A 26889-nucleotide genomic window follows, 5' to 3' on the forward strand; every position below is an offset into this window, starting at 1 on the left:
AATGTACAGGCTCTACGGCGCGCTCGGATCGCCCTATTCGATGAAGATGCGCGCACTGCTGCGCTATCGCCGGCTGACCCACCTGTGGATCGACGGCAGCGCCGCGCGCGAGGCGCTGGGCCAGGTCCGCGCCCCGGTGATCCCGGTGCTGCAATATCCCGACGGACATTTCGACAACGATTCGACCCCGCTGGTCTATGATCTGGAGGCGCGCCATCCGGGGCGCGGCGTGGTGCCGACCGATCCCGCGCAGGCCTTCATCGCCCACCTGCTCGAGGATTTCGCCGACGAATGGCTGACCAAGGCGATGTTCGGCTATCGCTGGCTGGAAGAGCTCGACCAGATCCAGATGAGCCGCTGGCTGGCCTTCGACAACCTCAAGGGCGGGGGGCTTGAGACCAGCCAGAAATTCGCCGCGATGTTCCGCGATCGGCAGGTCGGGCGGATGGCGCTGGTCGGCTGCACGCGTGAGAACTTCCCGCTGATCGAAGCCAGCACGCGGGCGGTGCTGGCGGCGCTGGAAGACCATGTGGTGAACCGCCACTCACTGTTCGGCACGCGGCCCTCGATGGCCGAATTCGGGATCTATGGCCAGCTATCCCAGCTGGGCACCGATCCCACCCCGCAGGCAATGATGCGCGTCGACTATCCCTATACCTACCGCTGGCTGGCGCACATCGACGACATGAGCGGCACCGAAGGCGAATGGGAACCGGGCTTTGCCCCCGTGGTGGCCGAACTGGTGCGGATCGCGGGCCAGGTCTATGTCCCGTTCCTGCGCGCCAATGCCGAAGCAGCCGATATGGAGGCCGCGACCTTCCGGATGGAAGCGATGGGGCTGCCGTACGAGCAGGGCACGTTCAAGTACCAGCTGAAATGCCTGCGCGAACTGCAGGCGCGCTACGGCGCATTGGAAGGCGCGGCGCGGGCTGCGGTGGACGAGCTGATTGGAGCGGAGTGGCGTGGGCTTTTGGCCTAGCCGTAAGCCTGCCGTTCCAGCGCGCCGAAGCAAGCCAGCGCGCCGGGATCGCCGAACGGCGAGAGCTGGCTCATCATCACGCCGCCCAAGCCCTTGACCGGATCAATCCAGTAATAGGAATTGAAGATCCCGGCCCAGGCCAGGCTGCCGGGTGAGCGGCCGTTAGGGCCCTGTTCCGGATTGATCAGGAAGCCCAGTCCCCAGGTGGTGTGCTGATCGGGGAAGGTGTCATAGGGCTGGGCCAGGTGCGGCATGGCGCTGCCCATGTAACCAGCGCGCAGCTGGCCGATCTGGTTACGGCCCATTTCCGCCACCGTTTCGGCCTTGAGCACACGCTGGCCGTCCAGCTCGCCCCCGCGCAGCATGGCGCGCACGAAGCGGGCATAGTCGGGCGCGGTGCCGATCAGCCCGCCGCCGCCGTTGTGGTACTCACCCCCGCCGATGAACATCGGCTGGACCTTCAGCCCGCCAGCCTCATTGCGCACATGGACCTGCGCCGCACCGGCGGGCAGCGTATCGAGGAAGGCCGTGCCTTTCATCCCCAGCGGGGCAAACAGGTGCTCGGCCATGTAGTCGCCCAGCTTGCGCCCCGTCGCCGCTTCGACCGCCAGCCCGGCCCAGTCGATCGCCACCGAATATTCCCAGCTGTCGCCCGGATCGAACATCAGCGGCATCCGGATCGAATCGAGCGAACCCGGCGCGGGCATGCCGACCGCGCCGAAATACTGCAGCACCTGCGGGTGGATGAAGAAATAGCCCAGCCCGGCGGTGTGGGTCAGCAGGTGGCGCAGCGTGATCGGCCGCGCGGCCGCGCGCAATTGCGGCTTGCCCTGCGCATCAAAGCCGGTGAGGACCTGCGGATCGGCCAGATCGGGCAGTACTTCGCCGATCGGGCTATCAAGCCCCAGCCGCCCCTGTTCGACCAGCTGCATCGCCGCGACCGAGACCAGCGCCTTGGTCATCGAGGCGATCTGGAACGGAGTGTCGAGGCTGACCGGGCTCTGGCTGTCAACATCGGTCACGCCCAGCGCCTGGCTGAAGCGCACGCCATCGGCATCAACGATCATGCCCACGGCGCATGGCAGCCTGGCTTCGGCAAAGGCCTGTTCGAACATCAATTTCCCTCTCTGTTGCTATCACCACCCTCCGTTCGCATCGAGCGAAGTCGAGATGCCGCGCAAAAGTGTCTCGACTTCGCTCGACACGAACGGTGTTGGGAGCTGTATTCTCTTCGCCCCATTGGCTAACGCCTCACCGCGGCTTAGGGAAGGGAAATGGTCGATACGCTTTCCATCACGCTTGCCCAGCTCAACCAATCGGTCGGCGATATTGCCGGCAATGCCCGCGCGATGCTGGCCGCGCGCGAACGGGCCAGGGCCGCGGGCGCGGACCTGGTGGTCTTTCCCGAAATGCAGCTGGTCGGCTACCCGGCCGAGGATCTGGTGCTGAAGCCCGCCTTCGTCGCCCGCGCCGCCGAAGAGCTGGAGGCTATGGCCAGGGTCACCGCCGATGGCGGCCCGGCCATGCTGGTCGGCTCGATCTTCATCCAGGACGGCGCACTGCACAACGGGATCGCGCTGCTCGACGGGGGCAAGATCGCCGCGATCCGGCTGAAGCACGAACTGCCCAATTACGGCACCTTTGACGAAGTGCGCCTGTTCCAGCCCGGCCCCCTGCCCGAGCCGATCGGGTTCAGGGGCGTGATGATCGGGCTGCCGATCTGCGAGGACGTCTGGCATCCCGACGTTTGTCGCCACCTCGCCACCTTCGGGGCCGAACTGTTCATCTGCGTCAACGGCAGCCCCTACGAAATCGACAAGGATACGCTGCGGATCGAAGGCGTGGCCCGGCGCCGCGCCGCCGATACCGGGCTGCCGCTGGCCTACCTCAACCGGGTTGGCGGACAGGACGAGCTGGTGTTCGACGGGGCCAGCTTCGTGGTCAACGGCGATGGCTCGGTCCCGGTCCAGATGGCCGACTGGGAAGAACAGGAAGTCACCACCCGCTGGACCCGTACCGTGAGCGGCTGGCGCTGCGAACCCGGCGAGGTTGCGAAGCTCGCCGATCATCCCGAGGACATCTACTGCGCGATGGTGCTGGCGCTGCGCGACTATGTGAACCGCAACCGCTTCCCCGGCGTGGTGCTGGGCCTGTCGGGCGGGATCGACTCTGCAATCTGCGCGGCGATCGCCGCCGATGCGCTGGGGCCGGAGCGGGTCTGGTCGGTGATGCTGCCCAGCCGCTTCACCAGCCAGCTGAGCCTGGACCTTGCCACCGAATGCGCGAAGATGATCGGCTGCCGCTATGACACGATCCCGATCAATCCGGCGGTCATGGCGTTCGACGAAATGCTGGCCGGCAGTTTTGCCGACAAGGACTACGACATCACCGAAGAGAACGTGCAGAGCCGCATTCGCGGGGTGACGCTGATGGCGCTCTCCAACAAGTTCGGGCCGATGCTGCTGACCACCGGCAACAAGAGCGAGATGAGCGTCGGCTATGCGACGATCTATGGCGACATGGCCGGCGGCTACAACCCGTTGAAGGACGCCTACAAGATGACCGTCTTCGCGATCAGCGAATGGCGCAACCGGCACAAACCCAAGATCGGGCTGGGTCCGGATGGCCCGGTGATGCCGCAGGCGATCATCACCCGGCCGCCTTCGGCCGAACTGCGCCCCGACCAGAAGGACGAGGATTCGCTGCCGCCCTATCCGGTGCTCGACAAGATCCTGCTGGGCCTGGTCGAACACGAAAAGAGTGTCGACCAGCTGGTCAGCGAGGGACTCGACCGTGACACCGTCGTGCGGATCGAACGCCTGCTCTACATTGCCGAATACAAGCGCCGCCAGGCCCCGCCGGGGGTCAAACTGGGCAACCGCAACTTCGGACGCGATCGGCGCTATCCGATCACGAATGCATTTCGGAGCGGGTGAGGGCGCACTATTCTTTCACGCTGCACTGCAACAAAGGCATTGCCATTGCGCGAAGTGGCGGCTAGGGGCGCGTTCGATGTCCAGGATGACCGCCCCGACTATTACCATTAAACCGACCGCCACGGCGGGCCGGGTTGTGGTGGTGTTCGGTTAAGGCACCCAGGACAACCCGCCCCGCACCGAGCAGGCGGGGCTTCCATCAGGATAATTCAACCCCCGCACTGCTCTCCGTACTTGAGGAGTAGCATGATGGTTCACCGTTTCGCCCAGGGACAGCAGCTTAACGTCGGCATCGTCGGCGCGACCGGCGTGGTCGGATCGACCATGCTGGCGATCCTCAAGGAGCGCAATTTCCCGATTCAGACGCTGCGCCTGTTCGCCTCGGCCCGCTCGGCCGGCAAGGTGTTGGGTGGCGTGACGATCGAGGATGCCGCGACGGCGGACTATTCCGGGCTCGACATTGTCCTGTTCTCGGCCGGGGGTTCGACTTCGAAGGCGCTGGCGCCCAGGGTCGCGGCGGCGGGTGCCATCGTGATCGACAACAGCTCGGCCTTCCGTTCGGACCCGGACGTGCCGCTGGTGGTCGCCGAAGTGAACCCTCATGCCATGGCGGAGCTGCCCAAGGGGATCATCGCCAACCCCAATTGCACCACCATGGCGGTGATGCCGGTACTGGGGCCGCTGCATGCCGAGGCGGGGCTCAAGCGGATCGTCGCCAGCACCTATCAGGCGGTGTCGGGCGCGGGGCTGGAAGGGATCGACGTGCTCGCCCGCCAGCTTGACCATGTGGGTGACAAGGCCCGGCTGCTGGCCGAAGGCGGGCATGACGACCTGCTGCCCGCTGCCGCGAAGTGGGCAGTGCCAATGGCGCACAATGTGGTGCCGCTCAACTATGTGCTGGGCGAGGACGACTATACCGAGGAAGAGCTGAAGCTGCGCGACGAAAGCCGCAAGATCCTGGGCATCCCCGGCCTGCCGGTATCGGGCACCTGCGTGCGCGTGCCGGTGTTCACCGGGCACTCGATCTCGCTCAATGTCGAATTCGAACGCCCGCTCAGCCCGGGCCGCGCGCTTGAGCTGCTGGCGCAGGCCCCCGGCGTGGTGATCAGCGACTGCCCCAACCCGCTCGAGGCGACCGGCAAGGACCCGGTCTATGTCGGCCGGGTGCGGATCGACCGCAGCGCCGAGAACGGCCTGGCGTTGTTCGTGGTTGGCGACAACCTGCGCAAGGGCGCCGCGCTCAACGCGGTGCAGATTGCCGAGGCCTTGATCGGGTAATAGCGCCTGCCAATCCAAAACCCGTTCGTGGTGAGCCTGTCGAACCACTGTCCTTCTTTCTGCGGCCCTCAAGCGCAAGGCCGGAAAGAAAGGGCGGCCCTTCGACAGGCTCAGGGCGAACGGAGTTGGGTCAGAGGTTGCCCTTCACCCAACCCACAATCGCCGAGGCAGGCATGGCACCGCTCTGCCGCGCCACTTCCCGTCCTTCGGCAAACAGCACCATGGTCGGGATCGACTGGATGCCATAGCGCCGGGCGAGATCCGGCACGCGGTCGGTCTCGACCTTAAGCAGCCGCACCTGCGGTTCAAGCTCCTTGGCGGCCTGGGCGAAGGCTGGGGCCATCGCCTTGCACGGGCCGCACCATTCGGCCCAGAAATCAACCAGCACCGGCAGTGTGCCCTTGAGCTGGCGGTCGAACCGCGCCGCATCGGCGTCAATCGGCTTGGCCGCAAACAGCGCGGCCTTGCACTTGCCGCAGGTGGGGGCCGCACCCAGCCGTTCGACCGGCACGCGGTTGAGCGCCCCGCAATGCGGACAGGCGACCAGCGCCGGATCGGTGGACTTGGGCATGGCAGGTCTCCTTTCCCGTCTATCTGGGGGCTTGTTGACCCCGATCAAGGACTCCGCGCCGATTTACATTAGGAAACCCTGATATTTTCCGAAGTGGCAACAGGAGGGCCATGATGTACCGGCTGATGTTCGTGATCCACGCGATGACCATGACCGCGCTGATGGGGATTTTCGTTACCGCCGTACTGACCATGAACCTGCCCGGCTGGAAGCCGGTGGCGCTGGCCGCGCTGGCCGGGTTCGTGCTCTCGATCCCGGTATCCTGGTGGGCCGCCCGCGAAATCGTCCGCCGCTCGCCTGACCAGACGGCGGAGTAGGCGGCGATGCACAAGGACTGGCCGGGCATGGCCACCGAACTGTCGGCCGCGATCAAGCAGGTGCGCCTCGGCAGCCCCGAAGTGATGAAGAACTTCTCGGCCATGGCGGCAGCCGCCACGGCAGGCGGCGCGCTTGATACCAAGACCAAGGAACTGCTGGCCATGGCGATCGCCGTGGCGATCCGCTGCGACGGCTGCATCGCCTTCCACGCCAAGGCCGCACTGCAGCACGGCGCCACGCGTGAGGAAATCATGGAGACGATGGGCCTGGCGATCTACATGGGCGCCGGCCCCAGCCTGATGTACGCCGCACAGGCGGTGGAAGCGTTCGACCAGTTTACCGAGGCGGCGGGTTAGCCTGTCCCCTGTTGGGAGCCAGATCCTGCCATTCCGCTTTCCATCCCGTGATGCTGTGGTAATCCTTGGGCATGTCTTCAAGGAGAGACTCGCGAAGCTCGACGCCCAAGCTGATTTTGGGCGGACTTTGTCTGGGCGGGCTGTTGGGGACGGCAATCGTCAAATGGCCGGATAGGGCAAGCGCAGTTGGCGGAAAGGCAATCGATGCTGGTTCCTCAGCCGTGCAGGCACTCGTTTCCGCGACGCGGATGGATCGCAAACGGCCTCCGCAACCGGGAGATCACTGGAAGGGCTGCAATTCAGCCCGGGCTGCAGGGACCGCACCGATCTATGCCGGCGAGCCGGGATATGACGAATCGATGGATGGCGACGGTGATGGGATCGCTTGCGAGCCTCATCCGGATGCCGGTTTCTGACACCGGAACGGCTTGAAGCCAGAGCCTGGATTCACACCGCCACCTCAACCGTTTCCTCGTCCGCCGCTTCGAGCAGCTTCTTTTCGACCGTCCGCAGCCGCGCCACGGCATCGACCTTTTCGCCCAAGAGGTCGGTGACATAGAAGGTATCGACCGCGCGTTCGCCATAGGTGGCGATGTGCGCGGAATGGACCATAAGCTTGGCTTCGAACAGCGCGCGGGCCAGTCGGCTGAGCAGCGCAGGGCGGTCGCGGGCGTTGATTTCGACAACCGTGAAGCGGTTCGAGGCCGAATTGTCCACTTCGACCGAGGGCCGCACATCGAAGGCATCGGCGCGCGGGCGGGCATTGGGCCGCGCGGCAAGCTGCGAGACCAGCTTGACCCGATTGGCCAGCGCATCCTCGATCATCGTGCGGATCCGGGCGAGCTGGCTGTCCTCGCTGAATGGTCGGCCCAAGGGATCCTGGACCAGGAAGTTGTCAACCGCCATGCCGCCCCGCGTGGTGTGAATCCGCGCGTCGATGATGTTGCCGCCGGCCAGGTGGATCCCCCCAGCAATGCGATAGAACAGCCCTGGATGGTCGGCCGCGATCACCGTCACCAGCGTGGCCCCGCGCGCGGCATAGTATTCGCAGTGCACGTCGAGCGCAGCGCCCTTGGCCCGGTCCAGCTGGGTCAGGTTCATCGCCACGATATCGTCGGGTTCGGCAATCCAGTAGGCATCGTTGAACTGTTTGGCATATTTGGCAACCAGCCCCTTGGCCTTGCCCAGCCGTTCGGCCACCTGCGCCTGCTTCGCCGCGACCCGCTGTTCGCGCCCGTGCTGGACGTGGCCCAGCCGCAGCCGCTCTTCGGCGGCATCGTACAGTTCGTGGATCAGCTGGCGCTTCCAGCCGTTCCATACCCCCGGGCCGACCGCGCGGATATCGACGATGGTCAGCATCGCCAGCAGCCGCAACCGCTCGACCGACTGCACCTGCGCAACGAAATCGGTGATCGTCTTCCAGTCGGCCAGATCGCGCTTGAAGGCGACCGCGCTCATCAGCAGGTGCTGGCCCACCAGCCATGAGACGAGGCGGGTTTCCTCTTCCGACAGCCCCAGCCGCGGGCACAGTTTCAGCGCCACTTCGGCGCCCAGCACCGAATGATCGCCGCGGCGGCCCTTGGCGATATCGTGCAGCAGGATCGAGACATAGAGCACCCGGCGGTGCTGGATCTTGTGGACGATCCCGGTGGCCAGCGGATGCTCGCCCTTCATCTCGCCCTTTTCGATCCGCGCCATCAGCCCGACCGCACGGATGGTATGTTCGTCCACCGTATAGTGGTGGTACATGTCGAACTGCATCTGCGCGTTGACCCGGCCGAAATCGGGAATGAAGCGGCCGAACACGCCGACCTCGTTGAACCAGCGCAGCACCGTTTCTGGATCGTTACGGCTGGTCAGCAGATCGAGGAACAGCGCATTGGCCCGCGGATCTTCGCGCACCGCATCGACCGCGCGGGCATCGCGCAGCGCGCAGCGCAGCGCCTCCGGATGGACTTCAAGGTGCTGGGCATCGGCCAGCGCGAAGATCTCGATCAGGCGGACCGGGTCCTGGGTGAACCAGTCGTCCGACGGCACGTTGATCTTGCCGCCATAGATCACATAGCCCTTGAGACTGCGCCGCCGCGCGCGGAACCCCGCCAGCAGCCCGCGCGGAGCCTTCTTGCCCGATTGCTCGTCCAGCTGGGCCAGGAACAGCCCGGTCAGGTGGCCCACGCGTTTGGCCTGCAGGAAGAAGTACTGCATGAACCGTTCGACCGAGCTTTGCCCGGGCCGGTCGGCGAATTGCATCCGCGCGGCAACCTCGCGCTGAAGGTCAAAGGTCAGCCGGTCCTCGGCGCGGCGGGTGATCGTGTGCAGGTGGCAGCGCACCGCCCAGAAGAAGTTCTCGGCACGACGGAAGGCGCGGTACTCGCTGCCGGTCAGCAGCCCGACATCGACCAGTTCGGACACGTCGCGGACATGGTGGATGTACTTGCCGATCCAGTAGAGCGTGTGCAGGTCCCGAAGGCCGCCCTTGCCCTCTTTCACATTGGGTTCGACGACATAGCGGCTGTCGCCCAGCCGCTTGTGGCGATCGTTGCGCTCGCCCAGCTTTTCGGACACGAACTGCCGCTCGGTCCCGGCGACCACTTCGGCCCAGAACCGGCGCTGCGCCTCATCAAACAGCGCCTGATCACCCCAGACATACCGCCCTTCGAGCAACGCGGTGCGGATCGTCAGATCGCCCTTGGCCATGCGCACCACATCGTCGAGGCTGCGGCTGGAATGGCCGACCTTGAGCCCCAGATCCCAAAGGAAATAGAGCATCGCCTCGATCACCTGTTCACACCAGGCGGTCTGCTTGGATGGGGTGATGAAGGCCACATCGACGTCCGAATGCGGCGCCATTTCACCGCGGCCATAACCACCGACCGCCATGATCGTCAGCCGCTCGCCCGAGGTGCGGTTGGGCGCGGGATAGAGATCGGCGGTAACGTGATCGTGGATCACCCGGATCAGCTGATCGACCAGAAAGGCCTGCGCCTCGGCGCTGTCGTGCCCGGCCGAGGGGCGCGCGGCCAGCCGCCGGGCGATTTCGGCGCGGCCGCCAGCCAGCGCCTCGCGCAGCAGTTCGACCACTCGGGGCCGGGCCCGGGCCGGGCCTTCGGCGGCAACCGCATCGGTGATCGCGCCGGCCAGCGCACGGCGATCGATCACCGCGCGCTGGTTTTCGATGCGGCTCACGCCCCGGTCTTCTGCTCGCTTTCCCACACCGTCAGGTAACGGGCCTTCAGGGTCCGCTTGTCAACCTTTTCGGTGCCCAGCCGCGGCAGGGTTTCGTGTTCCTGCCACAGCCGGACCGGAACCTTGAACGGGGCGATGTGTTCCAGCAGGTAGGCGCGCAGCTGCTCTTCGGACAGGCTGCGGCCGTCCTTGACCAGATAGACCCCGGTCGGCAGTTCGCCGAATTTTTCATCGGGCATGCCGAACACGCTGGCTTCGGCCACATCGGGATGGGCATAGATCGCCTCTTCCACCTCGATGCAGCTTATGTTTTCGCCGCCGCGGATGATGATGTCCTTCTTGCGATCGACGATGAACAGATAGCCGTCCTCATCCAGATAACCCAGGTCACCGGTGCGGAAATAGCCATCGGGCATGATCGCCTGGCGGGTGGCTTCGCTGTTGTCCCAATAGCCGTTGAAATTGACGATCGAACGGATCGCCACTTCGCCGGTCTGGCCGGGGGGCAGGCACTTGCCGTCATCGTCAAGGATGCCAAGGTCGATCAGCGGCTTGCTGGCCGTGCCGGTCGATCCGGGCTTGGCGATGTAGTTTTCGTTGAGGTTGCCGCAGCCCGCCGCGTTGGTTTCGGTCAGGCCATAGCCCAGCAGCGGGAAGGCGTGCGGCAGCGCGTCCTTGATCCGCTTGACGTGATCGACCGGGCGCGGCGCGCCGCCGGCGGCAAAGGCGGTACAGCTGGACAGATCATACTTGTCGCGGTTGGGATGGGTCGCGATCTCGAAGCTCATCAGCGGTACGCCGACGAAATAGGTGACCTTTTCTGCCTCGATCAGCCGCATCGCCTCTTCGGCGTTCCACTTGGGCATCAGCACCAGCTTGCGGCCGATCACGAAGCTTTGCAGGAACAGCGGCACTTCGCCGGTGACGTGGAACAGCGGCACGTTGACCAGGCTGCACGGCTGCACCGTGGGGGCTTCGTCGCGCTCGGTCAGGTAGGTCAGCATCATCAGCGTCTGCCCGACGTAGGAGAACACCGCCTGGGTCACCGCGCGGTGATCCGACCAGGCGCCCTTCGATTGTCCGGTCGAGCCCGAGGTGTAGAGGATCGTCGCCAGGTCATCACCGGTGAGGTCCGGCAGCGGCGTATCGGCCCCGCCGCCATTGCCAAGCACCGAGGCGAGCCCTTCGCGCCAGGGCTTGTCGTGATCGAACACCACCACCCGCGTTGCGAGATCGAGGTCGGCAATCCGCGCCGCGCGCTGGGGGTCAGCCAGCACCAGCTTGCACCCGGTCAGCTCGATCCCGGCGGCCATTTCCTCGCCGCTCCACCAGCCGTTGAGCAGCGCCGCGCAGCCCCCGGCCATCAGCACGCCCATGTAGGCGATGATCCAGTTGGTCGAATTGCGCGCCGCGATCCCCACCCGGTCGCCCTTCTGCACTCCCTGCCCGGCGACCAGCGCACCGGCCACTTCACGCGCGGCGGCATGGACCTGGGCAAAGGTGGTGCGGATCTCGCCATCGACCAGGAAGGTCGCATCGGCGTGCTGGGCGCAAAAATGTTCGAACATCGCCGGCAGCGTGGGCGGCGCGTTCTTCAGCATCGGCAGCGCCTGGCCATAGCGCTCGATAGTGGTGGTTTCGAGCATCGCGCCCGGGGCAGTCAGGCGGGCAACCACGTCGTTCAGGGCATTGTCGAGTTCGCTGGCCATGAGGCATCCTTCTTCCAAGCAAGCGAGGCCCGCCCCTTTCGCAGCCCCATTCCTGTTCCCAATTCGACGCGGCGGGTTTGTTTCCGCCGCGCTCTGTGCCAGATAGCGCCAATCCGGGTGCGATTGCGCCGCCTGAACACTCTGCTTGTCTAAGGGGTTAGCCGCTTGCTGTCACTACTTCAGACCCACCTGGCGCTGGCTACACTGGCATCGGCAGCGGCCGATGCGCCGATCCATTTCGCCGACCTGGGGATCAAGAACTACCTGTTCGCCTTCAACACCCCGCTGGGTGAGTTCCAGCTGCGCTGGTACAGCCTGGCCTACCTGTTCGGGATCGTGTTTGCCTATTGGCACGTCACCCGTTCGCTGAAGACCGCCGGCGCGCCGCTGGCCCAGCGTCATGTCGATGACCTGTTCTTCTATTGCACCCTGGGCGTGATCCTGGGCGGGCGGCTGGGCTATGCCACCTTCTACACCGGCGGCAGCACCGGGATTCCCAGCCTGTGGAGCCAGCCGGGCCAGCTGATCCAGCTGTGGAACGGCGGGATGAGCTTCCATGGCGGGCTGATCGGGGTGCTGGTGGCGCTGGCCTGGGTCTGCTGGCGCAACGGACTCAGTTTCCTTCGGGTCTGCGATTACATCGCGGTGCCGGTGCCGGTCGGCATGCTGCTGGGGCGGCTGGCGAACTTCGTCAATGGCGAGCTGTGGGGCCGCGTCGCCGGCCCCGACGTGCCCTGGGCGATGGTTTTCCCCGATGGCGGCGATCTGGCGCGCCATCCCAGCCAGCTTTACCAGGCCGGGCTTGAAGGGCTGGTGCTGGCCCTGGTCATGCTTTGGCTGTTCTGGAAAACCCGTGCCCGCTGGCGCCCGGGCCTTCTGGTTGGCTGCTTTGCGCTGGGTATCGGCCTGGCCCGGTTCATCACCGAATTCTTCCGTCAGCCTGATGCCCAGCTGACCGAATTTGCCGAACGCACCGGGCTGTCGATGGGCCAGTGGCTGACAGTGCCGCTGATGCTGGTCGGGCTGTTCTTCATGATCCGCGCGCTGCGCCGCCCCGAAATGGGCAGCACCGCTTCGGAATGAGCGAACCGGCTGAAACCGAACCGCTGGCGGCGATCTTCCGGCGGCTGATCGCCAACACCGGGCCGATCAGCCTGATGCACTATATGGGCGAAAGCAACGCCCGTTACTATTCGGCCAAGGACCCGCTGGGCACGGCGGGCGATTTCGTCACCGCGCCCGAAATCAGCCAGATGTTCGGCGAACTGATCGGGCTGTGGCTGGCCGACATGTGGATCAACGCCGGGCGCGAGGAACCGGTCCACTATGTCGAACTGGGCCCCGGGCGCGGCACCCTGGCCGCCGATGCGCTCAGGGTGATGAAGCGTTACGGGCTGGAGCCTTCGATCCATTTCGTCGAGGCCTCGACCGCGCTCAAGGACGTGCAGCTGGCAACGGTCCCCGGTGCGCAGTGGCACCACGATCTTTCCACGCTGCCGCCCTATGGCCCGATCCTGCTGGTCGCCAATGAATTCCTCGATGCGCTGCCGGTGCGGCAACTGGTGATGACGCCCGAAGGCTGGCGTGAACGGATGGTCATTCCCGAAGGCGAACGCTTTGCCTGTATCGCCGGCAGCCAGCCGATGGACGCCGCAGTGCCCGAAGCGCGCCGCGCGGCCCAGCCCGGCACGATCATCGAGACCTGCCCCGGTGCGGCGGCAACCGTCTATGAAGTGGCCGGGCGGCTGATCGAACAGGGCGGCGCGGCGCTGTTCATCGATTACGGTCACGATCAGCTGCGCGATGGCTCAAGCCTGCAGGCGGTGCGCGCGCACCTTAAGGTTGATCCCTTCGTCAACCCGGGCGAGGCGGACCTGACCGCGCATGTCGATTTCGCCACGCTCGCCCCGATCGCCCAGTCGCGCGGGTGCAAGTGGCTGGGCACCGTGCCGCAGGGCCGCTGGCTGCGGAACCTGGGGATCGACGCCCGCGCCCAGACCCTGGCCGAACTCGCCCCGCAGCACGCCCAGGCGGTCGAGGCAGCCAAGGACCGCTTGGTCGGCGAAGGGCAGATGGGGCTGCTGTTCAAGGTGATGGGGCTGGCCAGTCCCAGCTGGCCGGGCGGCGCCGGGTTCTGATTTTCAGCCTCAAGGAACGACTTCGATGATCCCCAAAATCCTCCAAACCGCCCTGATATCTTCCGCGCTGGTGCTGACCGCCGGTCTTGCCCGGGCAGCTGCGCCTGAAACCCTGGTCGAAGCCGCCACACCCGAACGCATCTGGGTGGTGACCTATACCAGCAAGGGCGCGGTGCTGACGCGCGGGAAACGCAAGATCGTGCTGCAGGAAAACTGCGTTGCCGTGTCGAAGCAATATGGTCGCGGCGTGTGGGGGCAGGCGAACGGCGGCATGCTGATCAAATTCGGCCAGCGGCGCCTGGGCTTTCCCCGGCAAGAGGTCCGGCTGGACCGCGCCAGCTGCGACGTTCCGGATTGATCCGGTCCAGGCCGGGATTCCTGCACTGAATCGTTGACCGCCCCCTCGCCAAGTCCCGCCAAGCTGCTATGCCTGTGCGCAAAAGGGGAGAACGGACAATGGCGTCACTATCGTCGCGCCTGGTCAAACGGGTGCTGCTGGCGCTTTACCGCTGGAAGGGCTGGACCATCGTCAGCGCCGCGCCGGTGCCCAGTCGCTGCGTGATCCTGGGCGCGCCGCACACTTCGAACTGGGACTTCGTGTTCTTCCTGGGGGCGGTGACCCAGCTGGGGATCAGGCCCAATTTCATGGGCAAGCACAGCCTGTTCAAATGGCCGATGACCCGCTTCATGTTCGATATGGGCGGGATCGCGGTCGATCGCTCGGCCAAGGACAGGAACTATGTCGATCAGGTGGTGAGCGAATATGGCCGCCGCGACGAACTGGCGCTGGTGATCGCACCCGAAGGGACGCGCGGGGCAATTTCGGGCTGGCGATCGGGGTTCTACCACATCGCGCTGGGCGCGGGCGTGCCGATCGTTCCGGCCTGGGTGAACAACAAGACCATGAAGGGCGGGATCGGCGCGGCGATCATGCCCAGCGGCAACTATGCCGCCGACCTGGCCAAACTGCTTGAATTCTACCGCTCGGTCGTGCCCGATCATCCACGCTGGGCGGCGTTGGAAGCAAGCCTGATCCGGGCCCGGGAGAAAAGCGATGACTGACATGCTGCTGATCAATCTGGCGGTCGATCTGGCGATGATGCTGGCGCTGTGCCTGGTGGCCGCGCGGATCGGCGACGTTTCGTTCATCGACGCGGTCTGGGGCTTTGGCATGGTGGTCATGGCCGCGGCAAGCTGGCTGCAAATGGGCGATCCCGGCACGCGGGCCGGCCTGTTGCTGGCGATGACCGCGATCTGGGGGCTGCGGCTGGCGCTGCACCTTTTCACCCGCTGGCGCGCGCAGGGCGAGGATCCGCGCTATGCCCGGATGCTGGCCAAGGCGCGCGAGGCCGGGCGCTATGGCAGCGCCGCATTCAGGGTGGTGTTCGGCCCGCAGGCGCTGCTGCTGTTCATCACCAGCCTGCCCGCGCAGATCGGGATTCTGGCGGCGGCCTCGCCCGCGCCGATCGGCCTGCTGGGCTGGGCCGGCTTTGCCTTGTGGCTGACCGGGATGGTGTTCGAAAGCGTCGGCGATGCCCAGCTCAAGGCCTTCCGGGCCGATCCCGCCAGCAAGGGCAAGGTGCTCGACACCGGGCTGTGGCGCTATACCCGCCACCCCAACTATTTCGGCGATTGCTGCGCCTGGTGGGGGATCTGGCTGGTCGCGGCTGAAGGTGGAAGCTGGGTGGCGCTGGCCAGCCTGATCGGCCCTCTCTTCCTGACCTTCACGCTGACAAAATGGTCGGGCAAGCCGCTGCTGGAAAAGGGCCTTGCGAAGAGCCGTCCGGGCTATGCCGACTATGTCGCGCGCACCTCGGGCTTCATCCCCTGGCCGCCGAAACGCGGCTGATCCGCAGTGCTGCGGGTCAGCGCTTGATCTGGATCGCGCGTTCGCCAATCGGCACCGCGCGCGGTTCGCCGCCCGATAACCAGGCCTCCAGCGCCTCGATATCGCTCAGCTGGGCAATTGCCGCATCGCGCTGCTTCGCCAGGCTGGCAAAGCTGTCACCGCCATTGGCCAGAAAGCTGTTGGTGGTCACGCGGTAGGTTGCCGCGGGATCGATCGGCTTGCCATCCAGCGTCATCGCAACCACCCGGTCGCCCGCCGGCCTGGTCAGGTCATAGCTGAACAGGAAGCCTGCCGATCCGCTCAGCACCTGCTTGGGCTGGGTATCGTCGAGCCCTTCTTCCAGCACCGCCTTCAACTCTGCTCCGGTCAGTGACTGGGTGACCAGCCCGTTGTTGAACGGCTGCACCGCATAGATCTGCCCGAAGGTCAGCGTGCCATCGGCGGCGGGCGCCAGGATATGCGGCGAACGGATCCCGAAGGGGTTCATGAAGGCGATCTGCGCCCCGGCCTTGCGGGTGGCGGCCAGCTGGGCATCGGCAATGACATAGCCCAGCGTTCCCCCGGTGCCGGACGAATCGCCGCCCGGACGCGCAACCTCGCCCGCCAGCTTGCCGGCGGGGCGCTGAATCTCGACCTTGGCGGCCTCGCCATACTTGCCGACATAGGCGGCGATGTCGGCACGCGGCGCAAACACCGGGTAGGCCGGTTTGGGTTCGATCCGGCCGATCCGGGTGTCATAGCCGACGCTTTGCACCACCACGTTGCGGGCGCGCTTGGCCACCACCTTGTCCGCCGCCGGATCGATTTCCAGCGTCAGATCGGTAACCGACTGGCCGAACACCCCGGCGCTGGTCAGCAGGAACGGCTTGGCCGGATTGTACTGCGCGTAATCGCAAACATAGGACCAGTGGGTATGGCCAGAGATCACCACATCGACCCGGGTATCGAGCCGGTCAAGGATCGGGCGGATCGCGCCGGTCAGGTTGGGGCAGGCGCCGGGATCGGGCACATCGCCCTTGGTATAGCCGCCCTGGTGGATCAACAGCACGATCGCATCGGCACCCTGCGCCTTGAGCTTGGGGACCAGCGCGTTGACCGTATCGGCCTCGTCCGCAAAGCGGATCCCCTGCAGCCCCTCGCGCGATGACAGGTCGGCGGTTTCCTTCAGCGTGATGCCGATCAGGCCGACCTTCACCCGGCGCTTGCCCTTGCCAAAGGTGCGGATCGCACTGGGTGCGAACAGCGTCTTGCCATCGGGCTCGATGCTGTTGGCGGCCAGGAAGGCAAAGCGCGCGCCGCTGAACTGTTCGATCCGGCAGGGCTTCAGCTGGGTGTACTGGCGGCAGCCGCCCAGCTGCTTGCGGATCAATTCGTCGCGTCCGCGATCGAATTCGTGATTGCCGACCGCATTGAAATCCAGCCCCAGCCGGTTCATCACCCCGATCGCCGGTTCATCGAGGAACAGCGACGAGGAAAGCTGCGTCGCCCCGATCAGATCACCCGCCGCAACGGTCAGGTGGTTGGGATACTGGCCCCGGATCGAATCGACCGCGCTGGCCAGATAGGCCGATCCGCCGGCCGGCAGTTGCAGCACCCCACCCTTGCCATCGCCGACAATGACCGAGGTCTTGGGCGGTTCCAGCGCGCCGTGAAAATCGTTGAGCGCGGCGATCCCCACGGTCACCGTTTGCGGGCTCTGGGCCGATGCGGACTGGACGTGCTGGCCGCTGCAGGCCCCCAGCAGGGCGAGCGGCGCAAGGAGCGAAAGGCGGGGATGAATCAGCATGCCGCCTTCTAGGCAAGTGCAGACCGCGCAACAAGTGCTGCGTATTATGCGTGCAAGACAGTTTCTTGAATGTTTCGACCTGGCGTTCTATATAGCGAGGACGCAAGCACGCCGCTGGGGAGAAACACGGCATGGCACGGCCACAAACCGACATCGAAGCCGGGCGCGAAGCGCTGATCGGCCATGTGATCGATCTGATCGAGGAACGCGGCAACAGCGCGATGACCGTGGGCGAAATCGCCGCCCGCGCCGGCATGTCGCCCGCCAACCTCTATCGTTATTTCGACAGCAAGGAAGCGCTGGTCGAGGCCGTGGCCGAACGCTGGTTCCAGCCCAAGCTGGAAATCATGGAAGAGGTGGTCGCATCCGACCTGCCGCCACGCCGCAAGATGTTCGAATTCTATGCCCGCCGCTTCGCGCTGATGAAGGCCGAATGGGAACGCGATCCGGTGGCCTTTTCCAGCTATGTCGAGCTGGGCAAGGAAAACTTCGAGCTGATCCGGTCCTATGTCGATCTGGGCGATCACTATCTGGCGATGATCATCGGCGAAGCCATGGCTGAAGGCCACTTTGCCGGGCTTTCGGTCGATGAGGCGATCAGCCTGGTGAACCAGATCACCAACGTCTATTGCAACATCGGCGCGATGGAAATGGTCATGCCCAAGCTGACCACCGAGAAGCTGGCCAGGATCATCGACGCGGTGTTCGATGGCCTTTCCGCCAGCGATCGCGGCGCCCGCGCGGTCAGCGGGCTCAGGGCCGCCTGAAATCCCGGGAAGGCAGCTGGCAAGCCAGACTGCCTTCCGGGAAACAGGCCCTTCCGCCTTACTGCTGGAAAGTCGGCTGGATCAGCTGGCTGTTGTCCAGCGGCGTGAAGATCGACTGGGCCACCGGGCGAACCCAGGCCGCATAGGCACCGATGTTGTTGCTGCCATAGGCAACCCAGGCATAGCCCTGTTCGCCCCATGGCGTGCCCCAGCTGTTGCGCACCCGCCAGGCTCCCTTGGTGTCATCCCAGCCGACAATGACCACGCCGTGATTGATCTGCGGCCAGCCGGTGCTGGACATCGGGTTGGCATTCTCATTGAACACCCCGGCATGATAGGCCGTGAAGGCGCCGGTCGCATAGACCGTCGTGGTCAGCGGACCATATTGCACCAGCGCCTGCTTCATCGCCGCAACGGTGGGCATGGCCTTGACTGCGGGAACATAGCCCCAGGCGGCCACCCGATAGGAACCGGACGGCATCGTCTGGCACGAACCCTGGCTGACGACATAGGGCTGCTGCGCTTCGGTGCGGACCTTGTTGGTCAGCATCCAGTTGAACACTGTGTCATAGAAACCGCCGGCGCAGCTGCCCGCACCGGAACAGTTGAGCACGTGCTGTTCGCTGGCGTCCGGCTTGCTCCACGAGATCCGGTAATAGTTGGCCTCCCAGGCGCCCATTGCCGCGAAGTCCCAGCACGAACCGCAGCTGCCCTGATCGCGGATCGGGGTCATGTCGGGCTGATAGTTACAAACTGCGGACGCGACGGTGCAGGTTACCACCGGCCCCTGCAGCATGCGCTTTGCGGTAGAGCCAGCGGCCTGCCGACGTTCGTTTTCGAGCAGCTTGGGCGACAGCACCTTCATGGTCTCGATCCGCGCCTCGATATCGGCGGGAACCACGGTTGCGGCCAGCCGGTTGAGCGGGCGGGCCATGGCCGGGTTGCTTGCTACCTCAAAGGTCCAGCCCTTGGCGGCGGCATCCTGCTGCAACTGCTTGATATGCGCGGCAACCGCGCCCTTGTTGGTCGCAGCAATGTCCGGCGGAGTGCGGCCGGGCTGGGCCGCTGCGGGCGCGGTCATCGTCACCAGTGCGGCAATCAGCGCCAAGCGCGGCAAGGCTGACTTGATGGAAGTGGTCATGTGCATTTCAAGATCTCCGGGCAAGCTGATGGGATGCGTCCAGTTTCGGCGGCACAGGCGCCTGCCGATCTGGAAATCGATCTTTGTTTTCTTGGCGATCCGAGATTGGGATTTGCGGTTCCGGTCGCTGCTGCAACCGTCAGGGCAGCACGACCGTCTGCACGACCGAACCGATCTGCCACCAGGCCACGGCCGTGCCCTGCTTGAGCGCGACCTTGTAGGTGCCCGCAGGCACTGCGCTGGTGGGGATTTCGATGGTTTTGCCGACGGTAGCGGCATTGGCCCCGCACTTGATGCTGGCATAGGGCGTGAAAACCGCCCCGCTGGTGGCATCGACCAGCTTGATCTTGACCGGCGTGGGACCCTGAACACAGGTGCCGGTAATCGCCAGGGTGGCCCCGCTGGTCATGGTCGCCGGGTTCTTGACCACGGCTGAAATGTTGAGAACGCCGGTTGCCCAGGCCTGAGCCGCAGAAATGGTCAGGCCGGCGGCCAGCATCAGGGTTTGGGCAAGGGTCTTGTTGCGAATTTTCATCGGAATCACTCCGCCTGACTGTTTACGGCCTCAATCACATTGATTTTCTTGCCGTTTCACCTAGCAGTACCGGCAGCGATCAGGTGCAGACCATCCTCCAGATGGGGGAATAATCGGGGGAGATTGACTTGCCAGGGATGCACAGCCCCGCGTCTGCTGCCCTGGATATCCCAACCCAGGCCCGATTGCTTGTGTTCAACCCATGGGTGATGCTTGGCGGTCAGGCGATTTACTTTGCGGTACTGGCGCTGATCTGGCTGTTCTTTCGCCCGGTGGTTCCCGCGCCGATCATGAACTGGTGGCTGGCCGTGGCCGGCGTGCTGGTGGCACTGGTCCTGGCCTTTGATGCGATGTTCTTTCTGCGCCGCCAGGACAGCCAGGAATTGCTGCGCTTCTGGCTGATGGTGGACAAGAAGCAGACCATGCTGTTCGATGCGCTGGCGGTGGCGGTGATCTGGCTGCTGCTGCCCTATGGCGGAGAAGCCCACCGGATCGTGATCGTAGCCTTTTGCGTAGGCTATGTGCCGGTGCAGATGATCTCTGATCCGGAAAACGCCTTTGGCAACAAGCTCAGCATCATCACCGTTCTGGGCAGCTTTGCCGCTTACCTGCTGCTGCAGGGCGGGCTGGCGATGAATATCCTGACCGTGATGGTGGTGCTCTATGGCCTGGTGCTGTTCTATTCGGCCGATGCGTTCCGGCGCGTGGTGATCGACTCGCTGCTCAACCAGCGTGAAATGGCGCTTGCCAACCAGCGGCTCGAAGCAGCCCTGTCCGAAGTTTCGGCCGCGCGCGATACCACAACCCGGTTCATCGCCGCGGCGACCCATGATCTGGGGCAACCCCTGCAGGCCGCCCGCCTGTTTGCCGAGACAGCGCTCAAGGCCAGAACGATTGCCGAGCGCGGGCGACTGCTCGAACGGGCACTGTCCGCGCTTGGCAGCGGCCAGGCAATGCTGGGCCAGATGCTTTACCACCTGCGGCTTGAGGCCGATGCGGTCGATCCGCATTACCAGCGGGTCAGGCTGGACGAACTGGTCAGCAGGGTGATGCAGCAATATGATCAGCAGGCGCAGCTGGCCGGCATGGCGATCCGTCAGCGCTGCGCGCCGCTGACCATCGAATCCGACCCGGTGCTGCTGGAGCGGGCGCTGGGCAACCTGCTGCACAATGCGATCACCCATTCAGCGGCCCGCCGTGTCCACCTGATCGGCGGCTTGCGTGATGGCGGAGTGTACCTGGTCGTCAGCGACAATGGCCGGGGCGTGCCCGCGCCCGAGCAGCAGCTGATTTTCGAAGATTACCGCCAGGGCAGCCGCGCCGGTGCCGGGTTCGGCCTGGGCCTGGGCTCGGCCCGGCGGCTGATCGCCTTGCTTGGCGGCGAACTCACCCCGCTCCGCCGCCGCCGCGGTGCCAGCTTTGCCATCGCCCTCAAAGGCGCAGTCGCCCGATGAGCCGGCATTTCCTGATCTGCGACGACCATGCGATCGTCCGCGATGCGATCGCGGCCATGCTCGAACAGGAATTCCCGGGCTGCCGGCTAACCCTGGCCGGGGATTTTCAGGCCGCAATCCAGCAGATTGCCGAGACCGCGCCCGATCTGATCATCAGCGATCTGATGATGCCCGACCTGCCCCCGCGCGAAGGGATCGCCAGGCTTCAGGCCCAGGCACCGCTGGTGCCGATCTGCGTCCTGACGGGGAGCCAGGATGAGGCCCTGATGGTCTGGCTGCTGCAGGCCGGGGTTGCTGGTTTTGTGGGCAAGTTTTCCAGCGGCGAGGTCATCCTGGGCGCGGCCCGGCTGGTGCTGGCAGGTGGGCGCTATATCCCGCCCGAAGTGCTGAACCTGATCGATCAGGCCGATCATCCGCCGCCAGCAGACGAAGCGGTATTTCTTTCGCCCCAGCAGCGCCGCGTGCTGGCCCTGGTCGCGAAGGGCCAGTCGAACAAGGAAGTTGCCGCCGCGCTTGGCATCGCGCCATCCACGATCAAGACCCACCTTGACCATGCCATGCGCGCACTGGGGGTCAGCTCGCGCTATGCCGCAGTGAGCAAGGCGCGTGAACTGGGCCTGATCCCCAGCTAGCGGGTCAGCAAATCGAGGGCAGCGCCATGCTGCCCTCGATTGCATTCAGGCTTCTGACCGCTGCCGCAGATCGTCGAAGCTGTGACGGACCAGCAGCTCGCCATCGCGCCAGACCGGCTTCAGCAGGTCGGCAGCGGGATCGATCTGGTCGAGCCGCCGGGCGACCGGCTGGCCCTGGTCCAGCACCACTGCCTGACGTCCGGCCTTGCTGCCCTTGGTGGGATCGGTGGCGGGCGTCTTGGATACATCGGTCCAGGTCCCGTCAGCCACTTGCATGGCATTGGCCTTCATCGCGAAGCGCAGCGTATCGCGGTTGACCTGCTGCAGCAGCCCGCCGCCCATCCCGAAGGCAATGTTGTCGATCGCAAAGCCTTCCTCGACCATCCGGTCAACCAGGCGGGCAATGCTGTCGATGTTCATCCCGTCGCCCTGGATCACCCGGACATGCGGATCGAGCACGCGGAAACCCTTGCTGTTGGTGCTGCCGCCGAACTTGTCCCACAGCGTTTTCACCGTGCGCAGCGGGGTTTCGATCGGATCGCCGCTGTCGGGGCGAACCACCAGCGTACCCTGGCGGCCCAGCACCTTGGCATGGAGGCTTCCGCCCCAGATTTCCGCGACCGCGCGGTCAAGGTCATAGCTGTCCGAAACCACCGCGACGATCCGCCCTTCACCGTCGAAACGGTCGAGCATGTTGGCATAGGCCGCTTCCTCGCGCGTGCGGCCCCAGCTGGTCATGGTCGAATGTTCGGCCGCCGGGATCGAGAAGCCGGGCATTTCGGCCCCGTAATAGCGCCGCGCCGCCAGAATCCCTTCCAGCGTATCGGTGCCCATGAAGTTGACCAGGTGCGCCATCCCGCCCAGCGCCGCGCTTTCGCCGCTGGACACGCCGCGCGCGCCGAAATCGTGCAGCTTGAACGGCAGTTGCCCGGCCGGGTCGTCCGAACTGCGTTCCAGCCCGGCGCGGATGATCGCCTTGCATTTCCAGCTGAGCGTGCCGACCGTGGTCGGGTACCAGATCGCTCGCAGCAACGCGGTTTCGATGAAGGTCGGCAGCCACGGCATGCGCGGATCGGTGTTCTTGACCTGCAGCAGCGGCACTCCGCTGGGCGCGATCATGCCTTCGGGCAGCGCCTTGATCTCGATCGGCAGGAACCCGCCATGATCGTCAACGATCGCCTGCCAGCCCGCGCGGTTGAACGGCACCCCGTGCGCGGCGCAGATCGCTTCGGCCTCATCGACATCGGCGCTGGTCACGGCCTTGCCCAGATAGTCGATCAGGAACGGTTGCAGGCCCAGGAACAGCACCTGGTCGGAAAAGTCGTTGCGACGCGCTTCGGCATAGGCGCTGATCCGCCGGGCTTCGGGCGGGTACTGCAGGAAGTGGCTGTGCTTGTAGCTGTCGGTGGCCAGGATCAGATTGGTCATGATGTGAACTCCTCACATGGGTTGGCGCGCGGGGCTCCCCCGCGGGCAGGGTCAAAGGTCGGCCATATCCTCGATGATCGACCAGTGATCTTCGAAAAACATCTCGGGGCTGAGGTCGCCCAGGCGGTACCACTGGGCATGCGCCGCATCGTCGCCGCCCTTCACGCTGAACAGCTTGCGGCGTTCGGGCAGGCGAAACAGGAAGGCATGGGTGATGATCCGCCCGCGCAGCGAGCGGTTAGGGGCATCGAACACCCGGGTGCGCTGATCCTCGATGAAGCTGGCCAGCATCGCCGGGGGGATCTGCCCCTTGCTGTCGGCAATCGCGGTTTCCTCGCGCAGTTCGCGCACCGCGGCATCGCGGATCCGTTCATCGGGATCGACGAAGCCGCCGGGCAGCGCCAAGAGGCCCTTGCCGGGCGTGCGGCCGCGCTCGATCAGCAGGATATGGCCCGACTGGACCACCACCGCATCGGCGGTGACGAACGGCCCCTTGCCCCATTGTTTGGGATAGTCGGCTAGATACTCCGCCTCTTCCAGCAGCGCGCGGAAGGTTTCGCCGCGCCTGAACATGTCGAGCTGTTCGGCCACGCCCACCGACAGGGTTGAAGCCGGCACTTCCGGGATGCGCTGGAAATAGCGCGCGCGGATGTCGGTCGCGTGGAAGGTGGCATAGGGGCTGTCGACCTGGATGTTGCCCCATTCGGGAAACAGCTTGAGGTAATAGGACGAGGCATCGCTGCCGAACCCGGTCAGCGCGACCTTGAAATCGCTGATCCCCAGGTTGTGGAAGCCCTGGTTGTTGCCGGCATCGAGCACGATCGCGTTGACCCGGCGCTGCACCTCGGCGACCCAGGCGGTGTCGGAATAGAGATGATCGTTGAGCGGTTCGGCAATGATCCGCCCTTCCGCCATTTCCAGCCGGAAGGCGCTGCGCAGCATGGCCACGCGTTCGTCATAGCTGAAGGGGTTGCGCGGATTGCGCGCCATATTGGCCGATCCGATCAGCACGATCAGCCGGTCCACCCGCTCAAGCGCGTGGCGGATGGTGTGTTCGTGTCCCAGATGAAGCGGCTGGAAGCGTCCGATAAAGACGCCGAAATCGCACTTTGTGCCCATGATCGAGACTCCCTCGATTGCTGTACCGCACCGGACTCCCCGGCGGGTTACAGGGGCATAGTGCGATCCTGCGGCTTAACAAAGTGCAAATTTCGCAACGGCCGCTGCGTGATTTGCGCAATCAGACGTCGAGGTTGGCCACGTTGAGCGCGTTTTCCTGGATGAAGTCGCGGCGCGGTTCAACCACGTCGCCCATCAGCCGGGTAAAGATCTCGTCGGTGACGTCGGCGTCCTCGACCTTGACCTGCAGCAGCACGCGCGCGGTGGGATCAAGCGTGGTTTCCCACAATTGCTCGGCATTCATTTCGCCCAGCCCCTTGTAGCGCGCGATCGACAGGCCGCGGCGGCCACCGGCCAGCACGGCTTCGAGCAGCTGCGACGGGCGGGCGATCCCCTCGTCGCGCCCGATGACCTTGGTCACGACCTGAGCCTGGGCATCTTCGGCTTCGGCCACCGGCGCTTCGCTCGTCGCTTCCTCTACCTGGCCGCTGCCGCGCACCAGCCGCATCGCGCCCTGATAGGCACCGGCCTGTTCGGCGGCCAGCCGCGCCAGCTTGCGCGCTTCGGCGCTGGTCAGGAACGCGGCCTCGATCGGGAAGGCATCGGTCACGCCGCGCCACAGTCGCTCGACAAGGACCGAGCCGTCTTCGCGCAGCGCGGCGGTCCAGACCGCCTCACGGTCGGTCCGGCCCAGCATCTCGGCCGCAGTCTTGAGCGCCTTCTCGCGGCCCGCGCGGTCAAGCTCGGGCTCAAGCACCCCGGCCAACGCCAGCGCCTCGATCACGCTGGGATCATAGCGGCGCGGCACGAAGCCCATCAGGCTGCGCAGGCGGATCGCATGATCGACCAGCGCCTTGAGGTCCGCGCCCGAGCGCGCCCCGCCCGGTCCTTCGAGCATGCGCCCGGCGATCCCGGCCTCGACCAGATATTCGTCCAGCTCGCGCCCGTCCTTCAGGTAAACCTCGCTGCGGCCCTTGCTGACCTTGTAGAGCGGCGGCTGGGCGATGAAGAGGTGCCCGGCCTTGATGATATCGGGCATCTGGCGGTGGAAGAAGGTGAGCAGCAGCGTGCGGATGTGCGCGCCGTCAACGTCGGCGTCGGTCATGATCACGATCTTGTGATAACGCAGCTTCTCTAGGTTGAACTCGTCGCGGATCCCGGTGCCCATCGCCTGGATCAGCGTGCCGACTTCCTTCGAGGAGATGATCCGGTCAAACCGGGCGCGCTCGACGTTGAGGATCTTGCCCTTCAGCGGCAGGATCGCCTGGATGTGCCGGTCACGCCCCTGCTTGGCCGAACCGCCGGCCGAATCCCCTTCGACCAGGAACAGTTCGCACTTGGCGGGATCGCGTTCCTGGCAATCGGCCAGCTTGCCGGGCAGGCTGGCGATGTCCATCGCGCCCTTGCGGCGGGTCAGTTCGCGCGCCCGGCGGGCGGCTTCGCGCGCGGCGGCGGCATCGATGATCTTCTGGATCACCGCCTTGGCATTGGCGGGGTTTTCCTCCAGCCATTCGCTCATCTTGTCGCTCATCAGGCTTTCAAGCGGCTGGCGCACTTCGCTGGAAACCAGCTTGTCCTTGGTCTGGCTGGAGAACTTCGGATCGGGCAGCTTGACCGAAACGATCGCGGTCAGCCCTTCGCGCATATCCTCGCCCGAGAGCGAGACCTTTTCCTTCTTGAGCATGCCCGAACGCTCGGCATAGCCGTTCAGCGCGCGGGTCAGCGCGGTGCGGAACGCGGCCAGGTGCGTGCCGCCATCGCGCTGGGGGATGTTGTTGGTGAAGCACAGGACGTTTTCGTAATACGAATCGTTCCATTCCAGCGCCACGTCGATCCCGATCCCGTCGCGTTCGGCCGACAGCGAGATCGGATCGGGGATCAGCGCCTGCTTGTTGCGATCGAGGAACTTCACGAAAGCAGCGATCCCGCCTTCGTAGAACAGGTCATGTTCCTTGACCTCTTCCCCGCGCCGGTCGCGCAGCAGGATCCGCACGCCCGAATTGAGGAAGGCGAGCTCGCGGTAGCGGTGCTCCAGCTTTTCGAAGTCATAGACCGTGACGTTCTTGAAGGTTTCGTCGCTGGCCAGGAAAGTCACCCGGGTGCCGTTCTTGACCTTGCCAGCGCGGCCGCCTTCGGTGGCCATCGGCGCGGGGCCGCGCACTTCCAGCGGCGCCACGGCATCGCCGTGGGCGAACTTCATCCAGTGTTCCTGACCTTCGCGCCAGATCGTCAGTTCCAGCCATTCCGACAGCGCGTTGACCACCGAGACGCCGACCCCGTGGAGGCCGCCCGAGACCTTGTAAGCGTTATCGTCCGAAGTGTTCTCGAATTTCCCGCCCGCGTGGAGCTGGGTCATGATCACTTCGGCCGCCGACACGCCTTCTTCGGGGTGCATGCCGGTGGGAATCCCGCGGCCATTATCCTCGACCGAGACCGAGCCATCGGGGTTGAGTTCGATCAGCACCAGGTCGCAATGCCCGGCCAGCGCCTCGTCGATCGCGTTGTCCGACACTTCGAACACCATGTGATGCAGGCCCGAGCCATCGTCGGTATCGCCGATGTACATGCCGGGCCGCTTGCGCACCGCGTCGAGCCCCTTGAGGACCTTGATCTGATCGGCGCCATAGGCGTTGGCGTTGGGCTGGTTTGCACTATCTTCAGTCATGCACCCCCCATAGAAACTTGCCCCCCAAAACCCAAGCCAATC

At 65.1% G+C, this 26889-nt stretch carries 24 protein-coding genes; 14 read left to right on the forward strand and 10 right to left on the reverse strand.

What is annotated here, in order from left to right:
• The first annotated feature begins 1 nt into the window (after position 1).
• Positions 2-979 carry a glutathione S-transferase N-terminal domain-containing protein gene (locus IT549_RS13060; RefSeq protein WP_292973871.1) on the forward strand — a complete coding sequence of 326 codons (978 nt, stop codon included), beginning with the start codon at positions 2-4 and terminating at the stop codon, positions 977-979.
• Here IT549_RS13060 and IT549_RS13065 read toward each other — a convergent pair.
• A complete protein-coding gene (locus IT549_RS13065) occupies positions 976-2094 on the reverse strand; it encodes a serine hydrolase domain-containing protein (RefSeq protein ID WP_292973873.1) in 1119 nt (372 codons plus the stop codon). The two genes, IT549_RS13060 and IT549_RS13065, sit on opposite strands and share 4 nt — an antisense overlap.
• A gap of 159 nt (positions 2095-2253) precedes the next feature.
• Here IT549_RS13065 and IT549_RS13070 point away from each other — a divergent pair, with 159 nt between their 5' ends.
• Together IT549_RS13070 and IT549_RS13075 are read left to right on the forward strand one after the other, a co-directional pair.
• Entirely contained in the window at positions 2254-3915 is a 1662-nt protein-coding gene (locus IT549_RS13070) for an NAD+ synthase (RefSeq protein WP_292973875.1), read from the forward strand.
• A gap of 249 nt (positions 3916-4164) precedes the next feature.
• Positions 4165-5193 (forward strand): aspartate-semialdehyde dehydrogenase, encoded by a 1029-nt coding sequence (locus tag IT549_RS13075; protein WP_292973877.1) that lies wholly within the window; start codon positions 4165-4167, stop codon positions 5191-5193.
• 130 nt (positions 5194-5323) lie between these two features.
• On the opposite strand, the gene trxC is transcribed toward IT549_RS13075, so the two are convergent.
• The gene (gene trxC / locus IT549_RS13080) at positions 5324-5764 is read right to left on the reverse strand and encodes a thioredoxin TrxC (protein ID WP_292973879.1); all 441 of its coding nucleotides are present in this window, start codon (positions 5762-5764) and stop codon (positions 5324-5326) included.
• A 113-nt stretch (positions 5765-5877) separates the two neighbouring features.
• Between trxC and IT549_RS13085 the strand changes: the two genes are divergently transcribed.
• The 3 genes from IT549_RS13085 (at position 5878) to IT549_RS13095 (ending at position 6854) form a co-directional block, all read left to right on the forward strand.
• The gene (locus IT549_RS13085) at positions 5878-6081 is read left to right on the forward strand and encodes a hypothetical protein (protein WP_292973881.1); all 204 of its coding nucleotides are present in this window, start codon (positions 5878-5880) and stop codon (positions 6079-6081) included.
• Positions 6082-6108: 27 nt separating this feature from the next.
• Positions 6109-6438, forward strand: coding sequence for a carboxymuconolactone decarboxylase family protein (locus IT549_RS13090; protein WP_292973883.1), 330 nt, complete (start codon positions 6109-6111; stop codon positions 6436-6438).
• Between the two features lie 248 nt (positions 6439-6686).
• Positions 6687-6854: an excalibur calcium-binding domain-containing protein gene (locus IT549_RS13095; RefSeq protein WP_292973885.1), complete on the forward strand. Its 168-nt coding sequence runs from the start codon at positions 6687-6689 to the stop codon at positions 6852-6854.
• Positions 6855-6885: 31 nt separating this feature from the next.
• Here IT549_RS13095 and IT549_RS13100 read toward each other — a convergent pair whose 3' ends face one another.
• On the reverse strand, positions 6886-9624 hold the full coding sequence (locus IT549_RS13100) for a [protein-PII] uridylyltransferase (RefSeq protein ID WP_292973887.1): 2739 nt from the start codon (positions 9622-9624) through the stop codon (positions 6886-6888).
• Positions 9621-11333 (reverse strand): class I adenylate-forming enzyme family protein, encoded by a 1713-nt coding sequence (locus IT549_RS13105; RefSeq protein WP_292973888.1) that lies wholly within the window; start codon positions 11331-11333, stop codon positions 9621-9623. The genes IT549_RS13100 and IT549_RS13105 overlap by 4 nt, the downstream gene beginning before the upstream one ends.
• A gap of 189 nt (positions 11334-11522) precedes the next feature.
• Here IT549_RS13105 and lgt point away from each other — a divergent pair, with 189 nt between their 5' ends.
• The 5 genes from lgt to IT549_RS13130 all read left to right on the forward strand — a co-directional run bounded on the left by lgt (position 11523) and on the right by IT549_RS13130 (position 15320).
• Positions 11523-12416: a prolipoprotein diacylglyceryl transferase gene (gene lgt / locus IT549_RS13110; protein WP_292974073.1), complete on the forward strand. Its 894-nt coding sequence runs from the start codon at positions 11523-11525 to the stop codon at positions 12414-12416.
• Entirely contained in the window at positions 12413-13471 is a 1059-nt protein-coding gene (locus IT549_RS13115) for an SAM-dependent methyltransferase (RefSeq protein WP_292973890.1), read from the forward strand. The genes lgt and IT549_RS13115 overlap by 4 nt, the downstream gene beginning before the upstream one ends.
• Positions 13472-13496: 25 nt before the next feature.
• The gene (locus IT549_RS13120; RefSeq protein ID WP_292973892.1) at positions 13497-13829 is read left to right on the forward strand and encodes a hypothetical protein; all 333 of its coding nucleotides are present in this window, start codon (positions 13497-13499) and stop codon (positions 13827-13829) included.
• A 98-nt stretch (positions 13830-13927) separates the two neighbouring features.
• Complete coding sequence (locus tag IT549_RS13125) at positions 13928-14533, forward strand: 1-acyl-sn-glycerol-3-phosphate acyltransferase (RefSeq protein ID WP_292973894.1); 606 nt, start codon at positions 13928-13930, stop codon at positions 14531-14533.
• Positions 14526-15320 carry a DUF1295 domain-containing protein gene (locus tag IT549_RS13130; protein ID WP_292973896.1) on the forward strand — a complete coding sequence of 265 codons (795 nt, stop codon included), beginning with the start codon at positions 14526-14528 and terminating at the stop codon, positions 15318-15320. The genes IT549_RS13125 and IT549_RS13130 overlap by 8 nt, the downstream gene beginning before the upstream one ends.
• Before the next feature lie 16 nt (positions 15321-15336).
• On the opposite strand, the gene IT549_RS13135 is transcribed toward IT549_RS13130, so the two are convergent.
• Positions 15337-17106 (reverse strand): bifunctional metallophosphatase/5'-nucleotidase, encoded by a 1770-nt coding sequence (locus tag IT549_RS13135; RefSeq protein ID WP_292973898.1) that lies wholly within the window; start codon positions 17104-17106, stop codon positions 15337-15339.
• 131 nt (positions 17107-17237) lie between these two features.
• Here IT549_RS13135 and IT549_RS13140 point away from each other — a divergent pair, with 131 nt between their 5' ends.
• Positions 17238-17873, forward strand: a complete 636-nt coding sequence (locus IT549_RS13140; RefSeq protein ID WP_292973900.1) for a TetR/AcrR family transcriptional regulator — start codon at positions 17238-17240, stop codon at positions 17871-17873.
• Between the two features lie 58 nt (positions 17874-17931).
• Here IT549_RS13140 and IT549_RS13145 read toward each other — a convergent pair whose 3' ends face one another.
• The gene (locus tag IT549_RS13145; RefSeq protein WP_292973902.1) at positions 17932-19014 is read right to left on the reverse strand and encodes a C1 family peptidase; all 1083 of its coding nucleotides are present in this window, start codon (positions 19012-19014) and stop codon (positions 17932-17934) included.
• A gap of 139 nt (positions 19015-19153) precedes the next feature.
• Positions 19154-19549, reverse strand: a complete 396-nt coding sequence (locus IT549_RS13150) for a hypothetical protein (RefSeq protein WP_292973904.1) — start codon at positions 19547-19549, stop codon at positions 19154-19156.
• Positions 19550-19740: 191 nt separating this feature from the next.
• On the opposite strand from IT549_RS13150, the gene IT549_RS13155 reads away from it, so the two are divergent.
• Positions 19741-21003, forward strand: a complete 1263-nt coding sequence (locus tag IT549_RS13155) for a HAMP domain-containing sensor histidine kinase (RefSeq protein ID WP_292973906.1) — start codon at positions 19741-19743, stop codon at positions 21001-21003.
• Positions 21000-21635 carry a response regulator transcription factor gene (locus IT549_RS13160; protein ID WP_292973908.1) on the forward strand — a complete coding sequence of 212 codons (636 nt, stop codon included), beginning with the start codon at positions 21000-21002 and terminating at the stop codon, positions 21633-21635. Before IT549_RS13155 ends, IT549_RS13160 begins: the two co-directional genes overlap by 4 nt.
• Before the next feature lie 45 nt (positions 21636-21680).
• On the opposite strand, the gene IT549_RS13165 is transcribed toward IT549_RS13160, so the two are convergent.
• The 3 genes from IT549_RS13165 to gyrB form a co-directional block, all read right to left on the reverse strand.
• A complete protein-coding gene (locus tag IT549_RS13165) occupies positions 21681-23063 on the reverse strand; it encodes a nicotinate phosphoribosyltransferase (RefSeq protein WP_292973910.1) in 1383 nt (460 codons plus the stop codon).
• A 51-nt stretch (positions 23064-23114) separates the two neighbouring features.
• The gene (locus IT549_RS13170) at positions 23115-24182 is read right to left on the reverse strand and encodes a bifunctional nicotinamide-nucleotide adenylyltransferase/Nudix hydroxylase (protein ID WP_292973912.1); all 1068 of its coding nucleotides are present in this window, start codon (positions 24180-24182) and stop codon (positions 23115-23117) included.
• Between the two features lie 121 nt (positions 24183-24303).
• Positions 24304-26847, reverse strand: coding sequence for a DNA topoisomerase (ATP-hydrolyzing) subunit B (gene gyrB, locus IT549_RS13175; protein ID WP_292973914.1), 2544 nt, complete (start codon positions 26845-26847; stop codon positions 24304-24306).
• Positions 26848-26889 lie beyond the last annotated feature (42 nt).

The organism is Novosphingobium sp., assembly GCF_020852455.1.
Lineage (GTDB): Bacteria > Pseudomonadota > Alphaproteobacteria > Sphingomonadales > Sphingomonadaceae > Novosphingobium.